We start from the raw sequence: 21012 nt of genomic DNA, 5'->3' as shown, positions 1-21012 counted from the left end.
GGTGTTGTGGGGAGGGCGGGCTAAATACCCGTCCTTACCCGATTACGTTTATGCCCATGCTATGTTGTGAAATCGGACATTTTGCAGGTAAGGCAAAGGGTTTAGCCAAGCTCCCTGGATATTGTTCGTGGCTTCCAGTAATGACAAAAAAAGCATTAATAGTGAGCCTCTTTCAATGTCTGTTATAGACCAGTTTATATCTGGGTGCTGCGCGCGTATTTCTGCCGGAACGTTTGTGGTTGGTGAATTATCGAATTTAATAAACCCTTTGCCCAATACAAACACGCCATCCAGAGAAGGGCTTTTTTTGCTAGTTCTTTCTTTAGTGTCTTCGATTGCTATCCCATTTTGGATGTGATGATTTCCCAACCACCCAAATACCGTTTTCATTTGGGCTGGGCCATCGTACGCTACAACGTAATTCATAATGGAAGGCGGAAGCCACCCAGTGGAGAAGCTTCTATTTAAGTTCTGTTTAAGGATTTTTGCATTTCTAGCGGCGTTTATCGACTGAATCAACCCTGGATTATCCAGTGTTGACTTCACTTCTATTGTTGCCACAACGGATTCTGCTAAAAATCCTGATACCCCACCGCCAAAGTCGAGCTTAGGGTAATTCTTTTTATAAATGACAATGTCAAACTGGTTGCGCTGTTCATTTGGTTTTGAATCACAATCAACTATTTCGCCTGTACCAATAGATACAGTTTCGCTCAAATGGTTTATTAGAAACTCTTTAATGAAGGCTTCTCGTGGAGTCCCTTTGTGTAAAGAATGCCCTGAATTTGCTGGTATACGCGATGTTACCAGCAGTTGTTCTTCCACAGCTTCTAAATGTGATTTAATCATCCGATCTCTCGTGAAACGTAACAGTTTTATTCAGAGGTGTGTGCAGATATGGACATCCAGCTATACCCATAGCTGTATATATGCACACGCGTATCCATATTTACACACTAGCCTTAATGCTCGATGGTATGTCACAAATACGTTTTCGCCCTGAGAGGATAAAAAAAGCGGGCTTTCGCCCGCTTTAAATACCTCTCTTCCTGTGAGCGACTACATTTCCTTTTGTTGTAGTAATTCGCTTGTCAGATAGCGCTTACCACTGCAAAGCACCACCCGTCTGATACTCAATCACCCGCGTCTCAAAAAAGTTCTTCTCTTTGCGCAGGTCCATAATCTCGGACATCCAGGGGAAGGGGTTCTGGGCGCCCGGGAACTGTTCTTTCAGGCCAAGCTGCGAGAGCCGACGGTTGGCGATAAAGTGGAGGTATTCCTCCATCATGTTGGCGTTCATGCCCAGTACGCCGCGGGGCATGGTGTCGCGGGCGTAGGCGACTTCCAGTTCCATGCCTTCCAGGATCATCCGGGTCACTTCCTGCTGGAATTCCGGGGTCCAGAGGTTGGGGTTTTCCAGTTTGATCTGGTTGATGACGTCGATGCCGAAGTTGAGGTGCATGGACTCGTCGCGCAGGATGTACTGGAACTGCTCGGAGACGCCGGTCATCTTGTTGCGGCGGCCCATGGACAGGATCTGGGTGAAGCCGCAGTAGAAGAAGATGCCCTCGGTGACGGCGTAGAAGGCGATCAGGTTGCGCAGCAGCTCCTGGTCGGTCTCCGGGGTGCCGGTGCGGAAGTTGGGGTCGCCGATGGACTGGGTGTGCTTGAGGCTCCAGGCGGCTTTCTTGGCCACGCTGGGGACTTCGCGGTACATGTTGAAGATTTCGCCTTCGTCCATGCCCAGGGATTCCACGCAGTATTGGTAGGCGTGGGTGTGGATGGCTTCCTCGAAGGATTGGCGCAGGATGTACTGGCGGCACTCGGGGTTGGTGATATGGCGGTAGATGGCCAGCACCAGGTTGTTGGCTACCAGGGAGTCGGCGGTGGAGAAGTAGCCCAGGGAGTATTCCACGATGCGGCGCTCGTCCGCGGTCAGGCCCTGGGGGTCTTTCCACATGGACACGTCCTTGTTCATGTTCACTTCCTGCGGCATCCAGTGGTTGGCGCAGCCGTCCAGGTATTTCTGCCAGGCCCAGTCGTATTTGAAGGGCACCAGCTGGTTGACGTCGGCGCGGCAGTTGATGATGCGCTTTTCGTCCACTTCGATACGTGCGGCACCCATTTCCAGTTCTTCGAGGCCCGGGGCCGGGTCCAGGTCGGCTATGGCGGCCCGCGCGGCTTCCAGGGCGCCGGAGGCCGGTGCGCTGGAAACCGTGGATTGGGCCGCGGGCGACGCCGGAGCGCTGTGGGACTCGTATGAAGTGCCCGGTTCGCGTACTTCTTGTTGCAGCGTCTCCGGCGCCGGTCGCGGTTCGGTTCCCTCAGCCTTGTCGCTGAAGGCTCTCTTCTGTGGTTGTGACGGTTGTTCGAGATCGTCCCAGCTGAGCATATGTGTGCCTTTCCGTCTTTTTGTGCGTGAGTGTTCGGTGTTGGTTTTTTGGCGAGGGGCTGTAATCGGCCTCGGTGCCAGTTGGTATTTTTTGGTCGGCTGCGCCGACTGGCCGAGCTGGAGCTCGGCGTTCCCAGGGGGGGCGGCTGTCGCCGCCTTTGCCGAGCTGGGGCTCGGCGTTCCCGGCAGGGCGCTGCCGGGCCCCGGTCCTGTGTTTGGCTTTGCCACCGCTCTGTGGCGGTGGTGGACCGGGGCCGGTGCGCTTGGTCTTGGCCGCTTGGGCGGTTGCGCTCTCCCCCGAGAGTTTTTACTGCTTTGCTTGTTTCTTGATTCGGGCCTGCGGCCCGGCCCTCTCCCCTAACCCCTCTCCCGGGGGGAGAGGGGAACAAGAGGAAGTTACTGGCAGGCCTCGCAGTCCGGGTCGTCCAGGGAGCAGGCCTCGGGGACGGGGGCTGCCTGGGGTTCGGCGGCCGGGGCCGCTGCGGCGGTGCCGTTGCCGCCGCTGGCGCTGACGGCGTTGAGGTTGCCGCTGGCGACGGTGGATTTCTCCGTGCTGGTGGCGGCCAGGGCGCGCAGGTAGTAGGTGGTCTTGAGGCCGCGGTACCAGGCCATGCGGTAGGTCAGGTCCAGTTTGCGGCCGTCGGCGCCGGCGATGTACAGGTTCAGCGACTGCGCCTGGTCGAGCCATTTCTGGCGGCGGCCGGCGGCGTCGACGATCCAGCGCGGTTCCACCTCAAAGGCGGTGGCGTACTTGGCTTTCAGGTCCGCCGGCACGCGCTCGATTTTCTGTACCGAGCCCTCGTAGTATTTCAGGTCGTTGACCATCACCTGGTCCCAGAGACCGCGGGCTTTCAGGTCGTGCACCATGTAGGGGTTCACGACGGTGAATTCGCCGGACAGGTTCGATTTCACGTACAGGTTCTGGTACGTGGGCTCGATGGACTGGGACACACCGGTGATGTTGGCGATGGTGGCGGTGGGGGCGATGGCCATCACGTTGGAGTTGCGCATGCCCTGTTTTTTCACCTTGCTGCGCAGGCTGTCCCACTCCAGGGTGCTGCTGGTGTCCTGTTCGATAAACTGCTCGCCGCGCTGCTCCGCCAGGATCTCGATGGAGTCCAGCGGCAGTATGCCCCGGCTCCACAGGGAGCCGTCGTAGCTTTGGTACTTGCCGCGCTCGGCGGCCAGGTCGCTGGAGGCGGAGATGGCCTCGAAGCTGATGGCCTCCATGGAGGTGTCGGCGAACTGTACCGCTTCGTCGCTCGAGTAGGAGATGCCGGATTTGTAGAGCGCGTCCTGGAAGCCCATCAGGCCCAGGCCCACCGGGCGGTGGCGGAAGTTGGACTGGCGCGCGGTGTCGACGGAGTAGTAGTTGATGTCGATCACGTTATCCAGCATGCGCACGGCGGTCTTGACGGTCTTGGACAGCTTGGTGCGATCCAGTTTGCCGTCCTCGCCGATATGCTGCGCCAGGTTCACCGAGCCCAGGTTGCACACGGCGATCTCGTCGTTGGCGCTGGTGTTGAGGGTGATCTCGGTGCACAGGTTGGAGCTGTGCACCACACCGGCGTGCTGCTGCGGGCTGCGCAGGTTGCAGGAATCCTTGAAGGTGATCCAGGGGTGGCCGGTCTCGAACAGCATGCCCAGCATCTTGCGCCACAGGTCCACCGCGCGCACTTTCTTGTGCAGCTTCAGCTTGCCCTCGGCGGCCAGCTTTTCGTAGTGCTCGTAGCGCTCTTCGAAGGCCTTGCCGAACAGGTCGTGCAGGTCCGGGCAGGTGGCCGGGGAGAACAGCGTCCACTCCTTGTCTTCGAACACGCGCTTCATGAACAGGTCCGGCACCCAGTTGGCGGTGTTCATGTCGTGGGTGCGGCGGCGATCGTCGCCGGTGTTCTTGCGCAGTTCGAGGAATTCCTCGATATCCAGGTGCCAGCTCTCCAGGTAGGCGCAGACGGCGCCCTTGCGCTTGCCGCCCTGGTTCACGGCCACGGCGGTGTCGTTGGCCACTTTCAGGAAGGGCACAACGCCCTGGGATTTGCCGTTGGTGCCCTTGATGTAGGAGCCGAGGCTGCGCACCGGGGTCCAGTCGTTGCCCAGGCCGCCGGCCCACTTGGACAGCATGGCGTTGTCCTGGACGGCGCCGTAGATGCCGTGCAGGTCGTCCGGCACCGTGGTCAGGTAGCAGGAGGACAGCTGCGGGCGCAGGGTGCCAGCGTTGAACAGGGTGGGCGTGGAGCTCATGTAGTCGAAGGAGCTCAGCAGCTTGTAGAACTCCACCGCGCGTTCGTTCTTGTCGTCTTCATTGATGGCCAGGCCCATGGCGACGCGCATGAAGAAGATCTGCGGCAGCTCGAAGCGGACGTCGTCGCTGTGCAGGAAGTAGCGGTCGTACAGGGTCTGGAGGCCCAGGTAGGTGAACTGGTGATCGCGCCCGGCGTCGATGGCCGCGCCCAGTTTTTCCAGGTCGAAGGTGGCCAGTGCCGGGTCCAGCAGTTCCAGCTCGATCCCCTTTTCCACGTAGGCGGCCAGCGCCTTGCTGTAGAGGGTTTCCATCTCCTGCTGGGTGGCGGCCCTGGCCACGCCCAGGAAGCGCAGGGCCTCGCTGCGGAGCTTGTCCAGCAGCAGGAAGGCGGTGGCGTAGGTGTAGTTGGGGTCCTGCTCGACCATGGTGCGCGCGGTGATCACCAGCGCGGTGTTGATGTCCTCCTCGGACACGCCGTCGTAGAGGTTGCGCAGTGCCTCGCTGAGGATGGCCTCGCCGTTGACGTCTTTCAGGCCCTCGCAGGCCTCGGCGACGATGGTGCGCAGGCGCTCCATGTCCAGGGGGGCCAGGCTGCCGTCTTCCTGCTCGACACGGATTTCCGGGTGGGTGTCGGCGGCGGCCGGCTGTTGTTCGGCCCCCTGTTCTTTCTCGGCGCGCCGGCGCGCGTGCTCTTCGCGGTAGAGGACATAGTCGCGGGCGATCTTGTGTTCGCCGGCGCGCATCAGGGCCAGTTCCACCTGGTCCTGGATTTCCTCGATATGGATGGTGCCGCCGGAGGGCATGCGGCGGTTGAAGGTGGCGCTGATCTGGCCCACCAGCTCCTGCACCTGTTCGTGGATGCGGCTGGAGGCCGCGGCGGTACCGCCCTCGACGGCGAGGAACGCCTTGGTGACAGCGACGGAGATCTTGCTGTCGTCGTAGGGTACTACGGTGCCGTTGCGCTTGATGACGCGAATCTGGCCCGGCGCGGTGGCGGCGAGGGTGGTGCCGCCGGCCTGGTCCTTGGTGCTGCCTGTTTTTTCTGCAGACACAGATTGAGAGCGCTCAGTCTCAGTGTGCATGGAGATCTCCGCAAGAGTTGTACTGTTTTTTCCGCTTCTGTCCGTTTGAACAGCGCCGCTCGATCGAGTGGACTTGTGCAGAACGGGTCCGTCGTTTCCCCCGATCCCGCCGCCACCGGTGGTGTGGGCGGGATGGGTACAGGCCGCTTGGCCGTCGGCCGGTGCGTGCACCTGGCCTTGGTGTGCCTGCGGCGGACAATCCGTTCCGCCTGTTTACCTCTGGTTGGCCTGGAACCAGGCCGTCTGACTGATGGCGCCCCTCTCATCGGTTCGATCGCGGAGCGGCGTTGAGTCGGAATTCAACCCCATTGACTTGGGGTTCGGTCTGGTGCGTACCCCAATATATTGGGTGCGCCCCTCAACTGAGTAACAAGATAATGCGGTGGGGGGGCTAATTCAAGGCGAACAACCTTGTAGTTAGCTGTGGATAATTTGTGGGTAGACCCGGAACGTCAGTGGGCACTTTCACGCCAGCGCCCGCGAACACTGGGGGTGGCTAAATGCTGTACAGGGCGATTTTATCCAGGGGAATTCCTAAGAATTTTTTTTAATAGTCAGTGCCCGCTACATTAACCGTGGCAATAACCATCTCGCGTTGATCAGGCGGTGAGCAAAGTGGTACTCGAATGATCTATTTTGTGGCGTTTTTCTAATCTTTGCGACTCTTGTGATCGAAAAGTGACCACGGCCCGGGGCACCATTTCCGGAAGGGGTTTACAGCGGTGTCCGGGGCCCGTTTTGTTGGACTTCGCGGAGCTCAGTCCAACCTACGCCGTAGGTTGAAGTGAACTCCGACGGGGTTTCTCAGCTGCTCTGGTCCTGCAGAAACTCCATCAGCGCCTTCTGCGCGTGCAGGCGGTTCTCGGCCTCGTCCCAGACCACGGAGATGCTGTCGTCTTCCAGCAGCTCGCCGCTGACTTCCTCGCCGCGGTGGGCGGGTAGGCAGTGCATGAAGACGGCGCCGCTGTTGGCGAGGCCCATCAGTTCGTGGTCTACCAGGAAGCCGTCGAAGGCGCGCTCGCGCTCCTTCTGCTCCGTCTCCTGGCCCATGGAGGCCCAGACGTCGGTGGCCACCCAGTCGGCATCGCGCACGGCGTCCGCGGGTTTGCGCACGATGGAGACGCGGTCGCCGGCCTCGGCGACGATGGCCTCGTCCGGCTCGTAGCCGTCCGGGCAGGCGATGCGCAGTTCGAAGTCGCACTGGCGCGCGGCGTTGATGTAGGAGTGGCACATGTTGTTGCCGTCGCCCACCCAGGCCACCACCTTGCCGGCGGGGTTGCCGCGGTGCTCGACGTAGGTCTGGATATCCGCCAGCAGCTGGCAGGGGTGGTAGCTGTCGGACAGGGCATTGATCACCGGCACTCGGGAGTAGGCGGCGAAGCGCTCCAGCACGTTGTGGCCGAAGGTGCGGATCATCACCATGTCCACCATGCGCGAGATGACCCGCGCGCTGTCCTCGATCGGCTCGCCGCGGCCCAGCTGGGTGTCGCGCGGGGACAGGAAGAGGGCGCTGCCGCCCATCTGCGCCATGCCCGCCTCGAAGGAGACGCGGGTGCGGGTGGAGGATTTCTCGAAGATCATCCCCAGCACCTTGTCGCGGAAGGGCTCGGTGGCGATGCCCTGGTTGCGCAGGGCCTTGAGTTCGATGGCGCGCTCGATAACGCCGTTCAGTTCCTCACCGGACAGGTCCAGCAGGCTCAGAAAGTGTCTGGTTGCCATAAGTCATTTCCCCCTAAGAATTGACGGCACGCTTTCAGGCCGCACACCGGCCAAATTGTTGTATCAGTGTGCCGACGGTGTTCGCGATCCGCTCGCACTCGGCATCGGTGAGCGTCAGTGGCGGCAGCAGGCGCACCACATTGCCGGCGGTGACGTTGATCAGCAGGTCCTCGGCGCGGGCCAGTTCCACCAGCTCGGCGCAGGGGCGGTCCAGCTCAATGCCCAGCAGCAGGCCCAGGCCGCGGATCTCCTTCACCGCGTCGCAGCCGGCCAGTTGTTCGCGCAGTTGTGCCTGCAGTCGAGCCCCCAGCTGCGCCGCGCGCTCGATCAGCCATTCGCTCTCCAGTGTATCCAGCACCGCCAGGCCGGCGCGGCAGGCCAGCGGGTTGCCGCCGAAGGTGGAGCCGTGCGTGCCGGCGGTAAACAGCTGCGCCGCCGCGCCGCGGGCCAGGCAGGCGCCGATGGGTACGCCGTTGCCGAGGCCCTTGGCGGTGGTGACCACGTCCGGCAGCAGGCCTTCACGGTGCTGGTAGGCGAACAGCTTGCCGCTGCGGCCGTTGGCGGTCTGGATCTCGTCCAGCATCAGCAGCCAGCCGCGGCGGTCGCACAGCTCGCGCAGTTGCTCGAGGTAGTCCGGGGCCGGCACATGGATGCCGCCTTCCCCCTGCACCGGTTCCACCAGCACGGCGACGATATCGTCGTGCCGGGCGGCCAGTTTCTCGACTGCGGCCACGTCGTCGAAGGGGGCGCGCAGGAAGCCCTCGGGCAGGGGCGCGAAGCCCTGCTGGATCTTCTCGTTGCCGGTGGCGGCCAGGGTGGCCAGGGTGCGGCCGTGGAAGGCGCCCTCCATGACCACGATCTTCGGCGCCGCGTGGCCGCGCTGGTGACCGAACCGGCGGGCCAGCTTGATGGCCGCCTCGTTGGCCTCGGCACCGGAGTTGGAAAAGAACATATTGTCCATGCCGGACAGGCCTGCGAGCCTGTCCGCCAGCTGCTCCTGCGCCGGGATGTTGTACAGGTTGGAGGTGTGCAGCAGGGTGCGCGCCTGGTCGTGCAGGGCTTCGGTGACCGCCGGGTGGCAGTGGCCCAGGCCGCAGACGGCGATCCCGGCGATGGCGTCCAGGTATCGTCGGCCGGCGTCGTCCCACACATAGTTGCCTTCGCCCCTGACCAGGGTCAGGGTTCTGTTGCCGTAGTTCTGCATCAGTGCGGGTGTGGCCACTGTCTTCTCCTTTAGTCGGCCCGGAAAAAGCGAGCCGGCAATACTAGCACAGGCGCGCTGCGGCGCCAGGCGTCGCCCGCAGAGGGGCCCGAATAGGTTACAATGCCGCCTTTTGTGACGGGGCCGGGCCCCATCGGGCAGCCGATGGCGGTGGCGGGCCGGAATTCCTTCAATCGAGGTGAGTCATCCCTATGGATACACTGGAGAACATCAAGCAGCAGATCGCCGAGAACGCCATCCTGCTCTACATGAAAGGCAGCCCCAACGCACCCCAGTGCGGTTTTTCCATGCGCTCGGCCCAGGCGCTGATGGCCTGCGGCAAGCGCTTCGCCTATGTGGATGTACTGGCCAACCCGGATATCCGCACCGAGCTGCCCAAGCACGCCAACTGGCCGACCTTCCCGCAGCTGTGGATCAACGGCGAGCTGATCGGCGGTTGCGACATCATCATGGAGATGTACGAGAGTGGCGAGCTGAAGACGGCGGTGGATGAGGCCGCGCCCGAGAGCGAGGGCGGCGAGTAAATTTTCCGTCCGCCGGAACGAAAAAAACCGCGGCTCGCCGCGGTTTTTTTGTTTGTGGGGGCGGAACCCCGTGTTCGCCCTGCCGGGAGCGCCGAGCCCCAGCTCGGCAAGCGGGCCTGCGGCCCGCCGGTAATGCCCGTACCTGAGGCGGGTTGTTACTCGGACGCACTCTCCATCTGCGTCTGCAGGTAGTTTTGCATACCCACCTTGTCGATGAGCTCCAGCTGGGTCTCCAGCCAGTCGAGGTGTTCCTCTTCGGATTCGAGAATTTTTTCCAGCAGTTCGCGGCTGCCGTAGTCGCGCACCGACTCACAGTATTCGATGGCATCGCGCAGGTCGGGCAGGGCTTTTTGCTCCAGCTTGAGATCGCACTTGAGCATTTCCCCGGTATCTTCGCCGATCAGCAGCTTGCCCAGGTGCTGGAGATTGGGGATACCCTCGAGAAACAGGATGCGTTCGATCAGCCAGTCGGCGTGGCGCATCTCGTCGATGGACTCGTCGTATTCGTGTTTCCCCAGCGCTTTCAGGCCCCAGTTATCGTACATGCGGGCGTGCAGGAAATACTGGTTGATGGCCACCAGTTCATTGCCCAGTATTTTGTTCAGGTGTTCGATGACTTTGGGATCGCCTTTCATTGCTCTGCTCCTGTGGCCCGCCAACAAGGTGGTGTTGTCGCGCGAGAATCCTGAATTGGATTTGTCAGTGTCCGCTGCCCCCGGAATTATTGTAGGGCCAGCGCCGTTATTTCGGTGGAGTTTGCTTTCCCAATAAAACCAAGTCAAGCGCAATAAAAGGCTTTTTTTAAGGGGTTAAGGAGTGAAAATTAACGGAAATTCGGCCCAAAAATAAAGCGAGAACGATTGCTGTTTAGATTGCCCGGCGCCGGGCTAGTGGGCTGTACGCAAAGTTCTGTAACAGTTCGCCTCGTCAAAACGCCCGGCCCTGCGTTGAGAGAGCTTGAAATAGAGCTGCCATTCCCGCGCTTTCTCGCTTTGATCTGGCGTTTTGGCTGTGCTCCTTTGTTGCAGAGCTGTACACACGGCTCACTAACGACGCGCAATCAGCACGCGGATGCTGCGGATTTTTTTGCCGATGATATCGCGGTCGAAACGGTCTTCGACAAATCTGTCGCAATCCTCCGCGAGCCGGTCCAGGTAGGCATCGAGCGCGCGCCTGTCTGCGGTTCTGGTACATATCTGCGCCAGCTCGTGCAGTTTGTTCAGCAGGTGTCGCATCACCACGCCGCTGGAGCGGCCGTATTCGCGGATCTCGTCGAACGCCGCTGCCAGCAGGTCGGCAAAATCCAGTACATTGGTGACCAGGCGGAGCCTGCCGTCCCCGTCGCGAAAGCAGTTCGGCAACTGCGGTCGCTGCAATACCTTGCCGATACCATCCACCAGCCGGTCGATGCAGGAGTAGGCGGTAAAGGGGTCGTTGATGCCGGGGGACAGCGCGCGCACGGCGATCTGCGCCAGCTGGTGGATGGAGAAGACGATATCTTCCTCGGCGGTGGGCTGGTGGCCGGTGCTGATGGTGCCGTCGATCAACGATGTGATCCTGTCGCTGTCGATCTGCCGCGGCGGCTGGTAGATCCGGGCGATGCGCGACCAGTGGTGGATGTAGCTGCCCGGGTGGCAGTCGAGCAGGATGCAGCAGTCGTTTTCGGTCGCCCAGTCGAGCAGTTTCTGTCGCTCGATACTCAGTACATAGCCGCCGATATCGCCGTAGACATTCAGGCAGTCTTCCCCCAGGTGCAGTTTCGAGGCTTCGCGGCACTCGGCACCCTCGTCGGTGCGCCTGGCGCTGGGGTAGTGTGTGTCGATGGCCTCGCTGAACTCCCGGTTGATATGGTAGGTGATATTGTCCACCTGGATGGACAGCGCCACATTGTGAATGAAGTAGATCAGCACGGCGATGCTGATCAGCGACAGCAGCACTGCCACGTGGACGGAAATATCGTGTCGGGCGAAGGCACTGTCGGCGGCGTTGATACCGCGCATGGTCATCAGTGCGTAGACGAAGGTGGAGAGGAAAATACCCAGCGAGAACTGGGTGCCGCGATCCCGCATGAAGTTGCGCACCAGCCGCGGGCCGAACTGGTTGGAGGCCAGGGTGAGGGCGACGGTGGTGATGGAGAATACGGTTCCGGCCACAGTAATGGTGGAACCGGCGATGGTGGATAGCAGCGAGCGGGCGCTGTCCGGATCCTCCAGGCTGATCCAGCCGAAGCCGGGCAGGTCGCTGAGGCGATAGGCGCCGTCGAGCAGCTGCAGAAGCTGGGACAGCAGCATGGCCGCGATCATCATCAGTGTCGGAATCATCCAGAAACTGGCGCGCAGTTTTTCGGCCAGATGCAATAGCTGCTGTTTCATCGCTGATCTTTCGTCGGGCGGGGGATGTCCGTTAAAGATAGATCAGGCGATCGGGGCGGGTATCGGGGGAGGGCGCCGGAGGGGCCGGCGCCGCCGACCGGCGATCAGCCGGCGGAGTAGAAGAGCCCGTTGTTGGCGCTGGCGATGACGCTGCCGGCCATGGTCTCCTCGATAAGCTCCTGGGTCAGTTCGGCGCAGCGACCGCATTGGGAGGAGACGCCCAGGTGGCGACGCAGGGTCTTGACCGAGGTGGAACCATCGTAGACCGCTTCCTTGATCTGGCGGTCGGTGATGCCTTTACAGATACATACGTACATCGTCGCTGAAACCTGGTGCAAAAAATTGCTCAAAGTTGATAGTGTGGTGATCGTATTGCAAGTGAGAATGAGTGTCAATAAGATTCTATCGGGCTCATAAATTATTCTAGTTGTATTTTTTGTGACCGAACCGTCAATGGTGACCTGGGGCCTCTAACAGTTCACAGAACGGCCGAGAGAGTCGTGCGGAGAGTGGCTCCAATCTTCCCGTGCCTTGAAGACGCTTCTATCGACGCCATATAAAAATTTAATGGGACTGATAGAGAGGCGTGTGTATCATAGCGGCCCACTATCACTCCCTATTCAATTTATAGCGACTGCATATAAATTGATCAACATAACTCACCATCAGGAATTGAGGAGGTTCTCATGGCAGTTCTGGTAGGACAGCCGGCACCGGATTTCACCGCCGCGGCAGTGCTGGGCAACGGCGAGATCGTCGACACTTTCAATCTGGCTGAAACCATCAAGGGCAAGAAGGCCGTTGTCTTCTTCTACCCGCTGGATTTCACTTTCGTATGCCCGTCCGAGCTGATTGCGTTCGACCATCGCCTGGCCGAGTTCGAGAAGCGCGGTGTGGAAGTGATCGGTGTTTCCATCGATTCCCAGTTCTCCCACAACGCCTGGCGCAACACTTCCGTCAACGACGGCGGTATCGGCCCGGTCAAATACACCCTGGTAGCCGACACCAAGCACGAGATCTGCCAGGCCTACGACGTCGAATCCGAGGGCGGCGTGGCTTTCCGTGGCTCCTTCCTGATCGACGAAGAGGGCGTGGTCCGTCACCAGGTGGTCAACGACCTGCCGCTGGGCCGCAACGTGGACGAGATGGTGCGTATGGTCGACGCCCTGGCGTTCCACCAGGAGCACGGCGAAGTCTGCCCGGCCGGCTGGCAGGAAGGCGACAAGGGTATGAACGCCTCTCCGGAAGGTGTGGCCGCTTACCTGAGCGAGAACGCCGAACAGCTGTAGGCCGCTTGAAAGCCGCCCCCGGGTGGCTTCCTCTGTGGTTGGCGGTGAGTGGCCGGTGGTCGGAATCGACATCGGCCGCCCACTGCCATTCCCCCTTCCTCCCTCTCTCATCCCCCGCCGCTGACCACCCGCCACTCTTCCGTTACAATGCCGCGCTCTATTCGACCGGACAGGCAGAGAGAATTTTTTCAGCTGCTGCTAGTCTTATAAGTAGTCTCTGGCCGGCTCCGAGCTTCGGGGCAGTGGCTTTCCCAAGAACAGAATTGCCGCGGCGGCTCGAAGTACGGCATGAAATCTTTACTCTTTCTGAATCTATTCGCCCGGTGGCGCCCCTGCAGCGCGCTGCGGTGTACCCTGGTGTTGCTGGTCTGTGCCGCGGCCCTGCCGGCGCGCGCGGATGTGGAGGCCAGTGCCGAGGCGTTCGATCGCTACTTCCACCGGTTGATGGTGGAGGCGGATATCCCGGGCGGCGCTTACGTCATCGTGGACGGCGACCAGGTAGTGGGCATGGGCACCTACGGGGTGCGAATCAAGGGCAAGCGCGACCAGGTGGACAGCCACACGGTGTTCCGCCTGGCATCGGTATCCAAGACCTTCGCCGCCAGTACTGCCGCGGTGCTCGAGCACGAGGAAGAGTTCGGCTGGGGAGACCAGGTGGTCAGCTACGTTCCCCAACTCAGCTTCAAGACGCCGGGACTGTCCCGGCAGTTGCAGATCCAACACCTGCTCAGCCACTCCTCCGGGCTGACACCCAATGCCTACGACAACTACCTCGAAGACAACAAACCGCTCAGCAAGATACTGCCCAAATTCGCCAATATCGACCCCCGCTGCACCCCGGGCAAGTGCTATGGCTACCAGAATGTACTCTTCAGCCTGATCGAGGATGTGATCGAGGAGGCCACCGGCGTTACCTACAAGCGCCAGCTCAAGGATCGCATCTTTGCGCCACTGGAGATGGAAGATGCCTCCCTGGGTTGGGAGAGCTATATGGCCTCGAACAACCGCGCCGCGCCCCATATCCAGACCGGCCGCGGCTGGGCTGCGGTGGAGGTGGAAGAAGAATACTACCTGGCGGCGCCGGCCGCCGGGGTCAACGCCAGCATCGCCGATATGGCCCAGTGGCTGAAGGCGCAGATGGGCTACTTTCCCAAGGTGCTGTCGCCGGAGGTGATCGCCGATATCACCACCGAACGGGTCGAGACCCGGCGCCATATGCGCCACCGCATCTGGCGCGATTACCTGTCCCACGCCGGCTATGGCCTCGGCTGGCGCCTGTACACCATGGGCGATGACCGCATCATCTACCACGGCGGCTGGGTGGCCGGCTTCCGCGCCGCGGTGGCCTATTCGGAGAAGCAGAAGATCGGCATTGCCATTCTGCTGAACGCCGAATCCCGCGTCATCGCCGACCTGACCGCCAATTTCGTGGTGGATATCACCGGCAACGGCGAGCTCGCCACGGCCATGGCCGGCGGGGAGTGAGTGGTCGGTATCCCGACTGCCGATCACTCTTCTTCCGCGGGACTTGAAGAATCCTCCCCCGACCCAATATTCCCCTTCGTCCTGAACTACACGACCGGGGAGACCAATCCATGACCGTAGAGGCCCATAAAGAGAGCCACGGCTTCCAGACGGAAGCCAAGCAACTGCTGCACCTGATGATCCACTCGCTCTACTCCAACAGGGAGATCTTCCTGCGCGAGCTGGTATCCAACGCCTCCGATGCCGCCGACAAGCTGCGTTTCGAGGCTCTGTCCGGCCCGGAGCTGCTCGAGGAGGACCCCGAGCTGCGCATCCGCATCGAATTCGACAAGGAAGAGGGCACCCTGACCCTCACCGACAACGGCATCGGTATGAGCCGCGACGAGGTGATCGAGAACCTGGGCACCATCGCCCGCTCCGGCACCGCCAGCTTCCTGCAGAACCTGACCGGCGACCAGCAGAAAGATGCGCAGCTGATTGGCCAGTTCGGTGTCGGCTTCTACTCCGCATTTATCGTCGCCGACAGGGTGGAGGTCTTTACCCGACGCGCCGGCCAGGACGCGGACCAGGGCGTACACTGGGAATCCAGTGGCGAGGCCGAGTACTCGGTGGAGAATGTCGAGTGGCCGCAACGCGGCACCCGCGTGGTGCTGCACCTGAAGGACGAAGCCAGGGAATTCGCCGACGGCTGGCGCCTGCGCTCCATCATCAAGAAGTACTCCGACCATATCGCCATTCCGGTGGAGATGCTGAAGGAGGAAGCGCCCACCGGTGAGGATGAGGAGAAGAAAGAGGACAAGGCGCCGGAATTCGAGACGGTCAACGCCGCCCAGGCCCTGTGGACGCGCCCGCGCTCCGAGGTGAAATCCGAGGAGTACAAGGAGTTCTACAAGCACATCTCCCACGACTTCGACGACCCGCTCACCTGGAGCCACAACAAGGTCGAGGGCAAGCTGGACTACACCAGCCTGCTGTACATCCCCGGCCGCGCGCCGTTCGACCTGTACCAGCGCGACGCCGCCCGCGGCCTCAAGCTTTACGTGCAGCGCACCTTCATCATGGACGACGCCGAGCAGTTCCTGCCGCTCTACCTGCGTTTCGTCAAGGGTGTGCTGGACTCCAACGACCTGCCCCTGAACGTCTCCCGCGAGATCCTGCAGAAGGACCGCAACACCGACGCCATCAAGACCGCGCTGACCAAGCGCGTGCTGGATATGCTGGGCAAACTGGCGAACAAGGACGCAGAGCAGTACCAGAAGTTCTGGGAAATGTTCGGCAATGTGCTGAAAGAGGGCCCGGCCGAGGATTTCTCCAACAAGGAGAAAATTGCCAAACTGCTGCGCTTCTCCACCACCCATACCGACGAGCCGAAGCAGGACCAGTCCCTGGAGGACTATATCGGTCGCATGAAGGAAGGCCAGAAGCATATCTACTACGTCTGCGCCGACAACTTCGCCACCGCCAAATCCAGCCCCTACCTGGAAGTCTTCCGCAAGAAGGGCATCGAGGTGCTGCTGCTGACAGACCAGGTGGACGAATGGTTCGTCGGCCATATGCAGGAATTCGACGGCAAGCAGTTCCAGGATGTGGCCAAGGGCGCGCTGGACCTAGGCGAGGCCGAAACCGAAGACGACAAGGCCGAGCGCGAGAAGGTCGAGAAAGAGGCCGGCGCGCTGGTGGAGCGGGTCAAGGAAGTACTGGAAAGCCGAGTCGAGGACGTGCGCGCCACCACCCGCCTGGTGGATTCCCCGGCCTGCCTGGTGGTCAGCGAACAGGATCTGGGCCCGCAGATGCGCCGCATCCTCGAACAGGCCGGCCAGTCCCTGCCGGAGGCCAAGCCGATTTTCGAGCTGAACCCGTCCCACCCGCTGGTGCAGCGCCTGGACCAGGAACAGGACGAGGACCGCTTCGCTGACCTGACCAATATCCTCATGGACCAGGCCAGCCTCGCCGCCGGCAACCAGCTCGCCGACCCCACCGAGTATGTGCGTCGGCTGAACGCGCTGCTGCTGGAGTTGAACAGCTAAGCTGTTGGGGATTCGGGACCCGGATTCCGGCGTTGCGCGCCTCTATCCGGGCTACATTTCTGTTCGAAAAGAACCGTGAAGCTGATGCGAAGGCTCTGATACCGGGAGCATTTTGTGGGTCTGTCTGCGAGAGGGACCTCGCAGACAAGCCTCCAGGGATGGATATACGGCGTGTCCCACAAGATGCTCCCGGTAGCAGAGCCGCTACTGAGTTGGCTTACCAGGCCCCAAGTGCCCCAACCAACCGGGGCCAACGCAAGGTTCGCCCCTGCGTGGTTGTGCGATTTCCATACGATCTGACCCAAGTCCACATTTTTGTCCCGCCGTCATTGGGCTGCCATCGCCACGCCCCTATAATCCGCCAAACGCAAAAATAAGATGTACCGGTATGACGACACAGCAAGACAGCTCTTCGACAACGACCGATGCAGCCCTGCCCATCGCCGTGCTTGGCGGCGGCAGTTTCGGCACCGCCATCGCCAATATCATCGCCGGCAACGGCCACGACACGCGCCAGTGGATGCGCGATGAGTCGCGTGCCCGGGACTGTCGGGAAACGGGGGAGAACCACTACTACCTGCCCGGTGTGCCGCTGGACCCGGCATTGAAAATCACCAGCGAACTCGAGGAAGCCATCGACGGCTGCCGGATCGTGTTCGTGTCGATTCCCAGCAAATCCTTCCGCGAAGTGGTACAGCGGGTCGCGCCGTTGCTGGCGGAAGGCACCGTGCTGATCTCCACCACCAAGGGGGTGGAGCACGACAGTTTCCACCTGATGAGCGATATCCTGCGCGAGGAAACCAGCGGCATGCGCATCGGTGTGCTGAGCGGGCCCAACTTCGCCAAGGAAATCGTCGCGGGGCACTACACCGCCACGGTGATCGCCAGCGAGGACGCAGCCCTCTGCGATACCATCCAGAAGGTGCTGCACTCGGAAACCTTCCGCGTCTATTCCAGTAACGATGTGTTCGGTGTGGAGCTGGCCGGCGCGCTGAAGAATATCTACGCCATCGTCACCGGCATGGCGGCGGCGCTGGATCGCGGCCAGAACACCATCAGCCTGTTGATCACCCGCGCGCTGGCGGAGATGATGCGCTTTGCCGAGGCGATGGGTGCGGACCCGATGACCTTTATCGGCCTCGCCGGCGTCGGCGACCTGATCCTCACCTGCTCCTCGGACCTGAGCCGCAACTATCGGGTCGGCTACCTGGTGGGCCGGGGGCGGCCGCTGGAGGAAGCGGTTGCGGAAATCGGCCAGGTGGCCGAGGGGGTCAACACGGTGCGGCTGATAAAGCACAAAGCGGACGAAATGGGCGTCTATATGCCCTTGGTTTCCGCCATTCACGCCATATTATTTGAAGAGCGGCCGATTCCGGAGGTAATACGCAACTTGATGTCGGGCGCACAAACTTTTGACGTGGCCTACTCGGCCAAACCCTGACGGTGACTTTTCTATGGACAACGACAAACTGAAACACAACCTGACCTCCGGCAACCAGTGGATGCGCCTGCTCTATATGGTGCTGTTCTTCTTCCTGCTGGAACTCGCCGCCTTCGTGATGCTGGCGGTGGTGGTGCTGCAGTTCCTCTTCTCGATCATCAGCGGCGGCGCCAACGACAACCTGCGCCGCCTGGGCGACCAGATTGCCTCCTATATCTTCCAGACACTGCAGTTCCTGATCTACAACACCGAGGAAAAGCCCTTTCCGTTTTCCGAGTGGCCCGAGTCGGATGTCGAGGACCTGTCCCGCTACGAGAGCGCAGAAGAGGTGGACGGTGAAGTGGTGACCGAGGACGAAGAGGTCGAGGAAGCGATCGAACTGAGCGCCGACGAGGCGGAAGAGGAAGCGGCGGAAAAGGAGACTGCCGCGAGCGGAAAATCTTCCGGCGGCAAAAAGTCCTCCACCTCGAAAAAGACCACCGAAGACGAGAGCGACACGAAAGAGTAAACGTCTTCCCGGCCCGATGACAGGAGGCTGCCTGTGCAACTGCTGATACTGCGCCACGGTGAGGCCGAGCCGATGGAGGTCGACGACGCCGCGCGCCAGCTCACCGGGCGCGGCCGCGCCCAGGTGGCCGGCATTTGCGAAAGCCGCGTCGAGGCGCTGTCGGGCGTTCGCGCCATCTGGGCCAGCCCCTTCGTGCGCGCCCGGCAGACCGCAGAGATCGTCGCCGACAAGTTCGGCCTGGAGATAAAGACCGAGCCGCTACTGATCGGCGATACCAGTCCGCAACAGGTGCTCGATGCGCTGCAACAGGTGGGCGATTTCCCGCTGCTGCTGGTCAGCCACCAGCCGCTGGTCGGCAGCCTGATCAACGGCCTATGCGGCACCGGCGACCGGTACCCGATGGGCACATCCAGCCTCGCCTGCCTCAGCGCCGAGGTCTGGGCCGACGGCTGCGCGGAACTGGAGTGGCTGCAGCACGCCACCACCTAGCTCCCCTCTCCCTAACCCTCTCCCGGAGGGAGAGGGGACTGGTATGAGCCTTAACGAAACCCGGTAGGTAAATCCAACCCCGAATGCCTCCGACTAAGCTCCCCCTCTCCCACCGGGAGAGGGGCCGGGGGAGAGGGGCTCCGGGAGCCCCGTATTTCCAAAACACCACCCCTCCTGATCCATAGCGTCATTGCAAGCTGCCACCGGTCACTGCAATATCTCCCGCTTGTTTGTCCCGGATGTTGCCTCCATGAGCCAATCCCCCCGCGAAATCACCCTGGACTTCGACGGCAAAACCATCGCCGCCCGCCAGTGGGGCGACCCCGACGGCGAGCCGGTGCTGGCGCTGCACGGCTGGCTGGACAATTGCGCCAGCTTCGACCGGCTGGCGCCGCTGCTCGGCGGTATCAACCTGGTGGCAGTGGATATGCCCGGCCACGGGCAGAGTTACCATCGCTCGCGGGATGCCAACTACAACATATGGGAGGAGGTCGAGGATGTGCTGGGGGTGAGCCGGGCGCTCGGCTGGCACGATTTCTCACTGCTCGCCCACTCCCGCGGCGCGGTGGCGGCGATGCTGACCGCCGGCACTTTTCCCGACCGCATCCGGCGCATGGCGCTGATCGACGGCCTGGTGCCGCCGCCGGCGGAGGATGCCGAGGCACCGGCGGTGCTGGCCAAGGCCATCGCCCAGCGCGCCCGCTACGGCGTGCGCAGGCCGCGCCGGTTCGAGCGCCTCGAGGACGCCGTGGAGGCGCGCAAAAACGGTATGTTCCGCCTCAGCGACGGCGCCGCGCGGCGGCTGGTGGAGCGGGGCACTGTCGCCGCGGGCGAAGGTGTGGCCTGGAGCAACGATCCGCGCCTGGTGGCCACCTCCACCGCCAAGCTGAACAATGCCCAGGTGCAGGCGTTCCTGGGTCGCGTCACCATGCCGGTGCGGCTGGTACTGGCGGAGCAGGGCATATCGAACATGATCGAGCAGCTGAAGCCGGTGCTGAAAGGGCGCGACAATATCGCCGTCAGGGAGTTGCCCGGCAGCCATCACCTGCATATGGAAGACGGTGCGGAAGTGATCGCGGAATGGTTCGGTCCCTTCCTGCGCGGCGAGACCGATTGAAAGCGGTACAGCGAGCGTGGCTCGCTTCTCCAGCTCCCGAAACTGAACCCCGAAACTTGAGTTCTCTAAAATGGCACTCGCTTCGAGTAACACCCCGGATCCATCTCCCGCACCTCGACCGTCACTGCGGGCACTCCGTCGGCGAACTGGCACAGGCAGTTGAACACCGCCGAGCTCAGCGCCTCCCGGTCCCGCTCGCTGCGGCCCTCGAACAGCCGCACCTCTGCGTGAATAAAGCTGCTGCCGGATCCCTCGACGGAGCCACCGGCGATAAAGTCGCGGAACGCCAGCGCGCGAATCTTGATGGTGTGGGGGGCGAAGAGGCCGGAGCGGCTCATGGATTCCTGCGCGGAACTCACCAGCGCGGGGATGGAGATCCGCTCCTCCAGGTTCTGTGCGTACTCGATCACCAGGTGCGGCATGGATCCCTCCTTCTGGATGCTTCCCTGTAAAGCTTAGCCAGTTCGCGCGATGGGCAGGGCTGCTTGCCCATCGCCCCGGCGCCAAGGGCGCGGTCGCTAGCGAATCAACGACAGGAATTCGTTGCGGGTGGTCTGGTTACTGCGGAAGGTGCCGAGCATTGCCGAGGTCTTCATCACCGAGTTCTGCTTTTCCACGCCGCGCATCATCATGCACATATGCTTGGCCTCGATGATGACACCCACGCCGGCGGCGCCGGTTACCTTCCTGATGGTCTCGGCGATCTCCACCGTCAGCTGCTCCTGGATCTGCAGCCGGCGCGCAAACATGTCGACGATGCGCGCCACCTTGGACAGGCCCACCACCTGGCCGTCGGGAATGTAGGCCACATGCGCCTTGCCGATAAACGGCAGCAGGTGGTGTTCGCACAGGGAGTAGAGCTCGATATCCTTGACCAGTACCATCTCGCTGCAATCGGACGGGAAGAGGGCGCCGTTGACGACTTCGTCCACCGTCTGCTGGTAGCCGCGGGTCAGGTAGGCCATGGCCTTGGCGGCGCGTTCCGGCGTATCTTTCAGGCCGGGGCGTTGCGGATCCTCGCCGATTGCCTCAATAATTCGCGCGTAGTGTTCGTTCATCTGGTCATGCTTCCAATATCTCGGCCCCGGCAGCCTGCCATGGGG

At 61.6% G+C, this 21012-nt stretch carries 18 protein-coding genes; 8 read left to right on the top strand and 10 right to left on the bottom strand.

What is annotated here, in order from left to right:
- Window positions 1-48 precede the first annotated feature (48 nt).
- From OQE62_RS10860 to OQE62_RS10840, 5 genes are all read right to left on the bottom strand, one after another.
- Window positions 49-849, bottom strand: coding sequence for a DUF6602 domain-containing protein (locus tag OQE62_RS10860; protein ID WP_265722059.1), 801 nt, complete (start codon window positions 847-849; stop codon window positions 49-51).
- A gap of 253 nt (window positions 850-1102) precedes the next feature.
- Window positions 1103-2392: a ribonucleotide-diphosphate reductase subunit beta gene (locus OQE62_RS10855; RefSeq protein WP_265722058.1), complete on the bottom strand. Its 1290-nt coding sequence runs from the start codon at window positions 2390-2392 to the stop codon at window positions 1103-1105.
- Between the two features lie 396 nt (window positions 2393-2788).
- Entirely contained in the window at window positions 2789-5716 is a 2928-nt protein-coding gene (locus OQE62_RS10850; protein ID WP_265722057.1) for a ribonucleoside-diphosphate reductase subunit alpha, read from the bottom strand.
- 804 nt (window positions 5717-6520) lie between these two features.
- The gene (gene argF / locus OQE62_RS10845) at window positions 6521-7435 is read right to left on the bottom strand and encodes an ornithine carbamoyltransferase (protein WP_265722056.1); all 915 of its coding nucleotides are present in this window, start codon (window positions 7433-7435) and stop codon (window positions 6521-6523) included.
- Between the two features lie 34 nt (window positions 7436-7469).
- Window positions 7470-8657, bottom strand: a complete 1188-nt coding sequence (locus OQE62_RS10840) for an aspartate aminotransferase family protein (RefSeq protein ID WP_265722055.1) — start codon at window positions 8655-8657, stop codon at window positions 7470-7472.
- Window positions 8658-8848: 191 nt separating this feature from the next.
- Between OQE62_RS10840 and grxD the strand changes: the two genes are divergently transcribed.
- The gene (gene grxD, locus OQE62_RS10835; protein ID WP_265722054.1) at window positions 8849-9181 is read left to right on the top strand and encodes a Grx4 family monothiol glutaredoxin; all 333 of its coding nucleotides are present in this window, start codon (window positions 8849-8851) and stop codon (window positions 9179-9181) included.
- Between the two features lie 155 nt (window positions 9182-9336).
- Here the strand turns inward: grxD and bfr are convergent, their stop codons facing one another.
- The 3 genes from bfr to OQE62_RS10820 form a co-directional block, all read right to left on the bottom strand.
- Entirely contained in the window at window positions 9337-9816 is a 480-nt protein-coding gene (bfr, locus tag OQE62_RS10830; protein WP_265722053.1) for a bacterioferritin, read from the bottom strand.
- Between the two features lie 411 nt (window positions 9817-10227).
- Window positions 10228-11553, bottom strand: a complete 1326-nt coding sequence (locus tag OQE62_RS10825) for a DUF2254 domain-containing protein (RefSeq protein ID WP_265722052.1) — start codon at window positions 11551-11553, stop codon at window positions 10228-10230.
- Between the two features lie 104 nt (window positions 11554-11657).
- Window positions 11658-11870: a bacterioferritin-associated ferredoxin gene (locus tag OQE62_RS10820; RefSeq protein ID WP_265722051.1), complete on the bottom strand. Its 213-nt coding sequence runs from the start codon at window positions 11868-11870 to the stop codon at window positions 11658-11660.
- A gap of 369 nt (window positions 11871-12239) precedes the next feature.
- Here OQE62_RS10820 and OQE62_RS10815 point away from each other — a divergent pair, with 369 nt between their 5' ends.
- The 7 genes from OQE62_RS10815 (at window position 12240) to OQE62_RS10785 (ending at window position 19909) form a co-directional block, all read left to right on the top strand.
- Window positions 12240-12842, top strand: a complete 603-nt coding sequence (locus OQE62_RS10815) for a peroxiredoxin (RefSeq protein WP_265722050.1) — start codon at window positions 12240-12242, stop codon at window positions 12840-12842.
- 288 nt (window positions 12843-13130) lie between these two features.
- The gene (locus tag OQE62_RS10810) at window positions 13131-14327 is read left to right on the top strand and encodes a serine hydrolase domain-containing protein (protein WP_265722049.1); all 1197 of its coding nucleotides are present in this window, start codon (window positions 13131-13133) and stop codon (window positions 14325-14327) included.
- A 110-nt stretch (window positions 14328-14437) separates the two neighbouring features.
- Complete coding sequence (gene htpG, locus OQE62_RS10805; protein WP_265722048.1) at window positions 14438-16354, top strand: molecular chaperone HtpG; 1917 nt, start codon at window positions 14438-14440, stop codon at window positions 16352-16354.
- 388 nt (window positions 16355-16742) lie between these two features.
- Window positions 16743-17795, top strand: coding sequence for an NAD(P)H-dependent glycerol-3-phosphate dehydrogenase (locus OQE62_RS10800; RefSeq protein ID WP_265722047.1), 1053 nt, complete (start codon window positions 16743-16745; stop codon window positions 17793-17795).
- Between the two features lie 13 nt (window positions 17796-17808).
- A complete protein-coding gene (locus OQE62_RS10795) occupies window positions 17809-18303 on the top strand; it encodes a DUF4389 domain-containing protein (RefSeq protein ID WP_265722046.1) in 495 nt (164 codons plus the stop codon).
- Window positions 18304-18336: 33 nt separating this feature from the next.
- Entirely contained in the window at window positions 18337-18792 is a 456-nt protein-coding gene (sixA, locus tag OQE62_RS10790) for a phosphohistidine phosphatase SixA (protein ID WP_265722045.1), read from the top strand.
- Between the two features lie 250 nt (window positions 18793-19042).
- Complete coding sequence (locus OQE62_RS10785; RefSeq protein ID WP_265722044.1) at window positions 19043-19909, top strand: alpha/beta fold hydrolase; 867 nt, start codon at window positions 19043-19045, stop codon at window positions 19907-19909.
- 65 nt (window positions 19910-19974) lie between these two features.
- Here the strand turns inward: OQE62_RS10785 and OQE62_RS10780 are convergent, their stop codons facing one another.
- Complete coding sequence (locus OQE62_RS10780; RefSeq protein ID WP_265722043.1) at window positions 19975-20331, bottom strand: 5-carboxymethyl-2-hydroxymuconate Delta-isomerase; 357 nt, start codon at window positions 20329-20331, stop codon at window positions 19975-19977.
- A 96-nt stretch (window positions 20332-20427) separates the two neighbouring features.
- The gene (folE, locus tag OQE62_RS10775) at window positions 20428-20967 is read right to left on the bottom strand and encodes a GTP cyclohydrolase I FolE (RefSeq protein ID WP_265722042.1); all 540 of its coding nucleotides are present in this window, start codon (window positions 20965-20967) and stop codon (window positions 20428-20430) included.
- Window positions 20968-21012 lie beyond the last annotated feature (45 nt).

Origin of the sequence: Microbulbifer halophilus (assembly GCF_026183675.1) — a bacterium.
In the GTDB taxonomy this organism is placed as follows: Bacteria; Pseudomonadota; Gammaproteobacteria; order Pseudomonadales; family Cellvibrionaceae; genus Microbulbifer; species Microbulbifer halophilus.
Note: the sequence above shows the minus strand (reverse complement) of the source record. Positions and strands in the feature narration are given on the sequence as shown.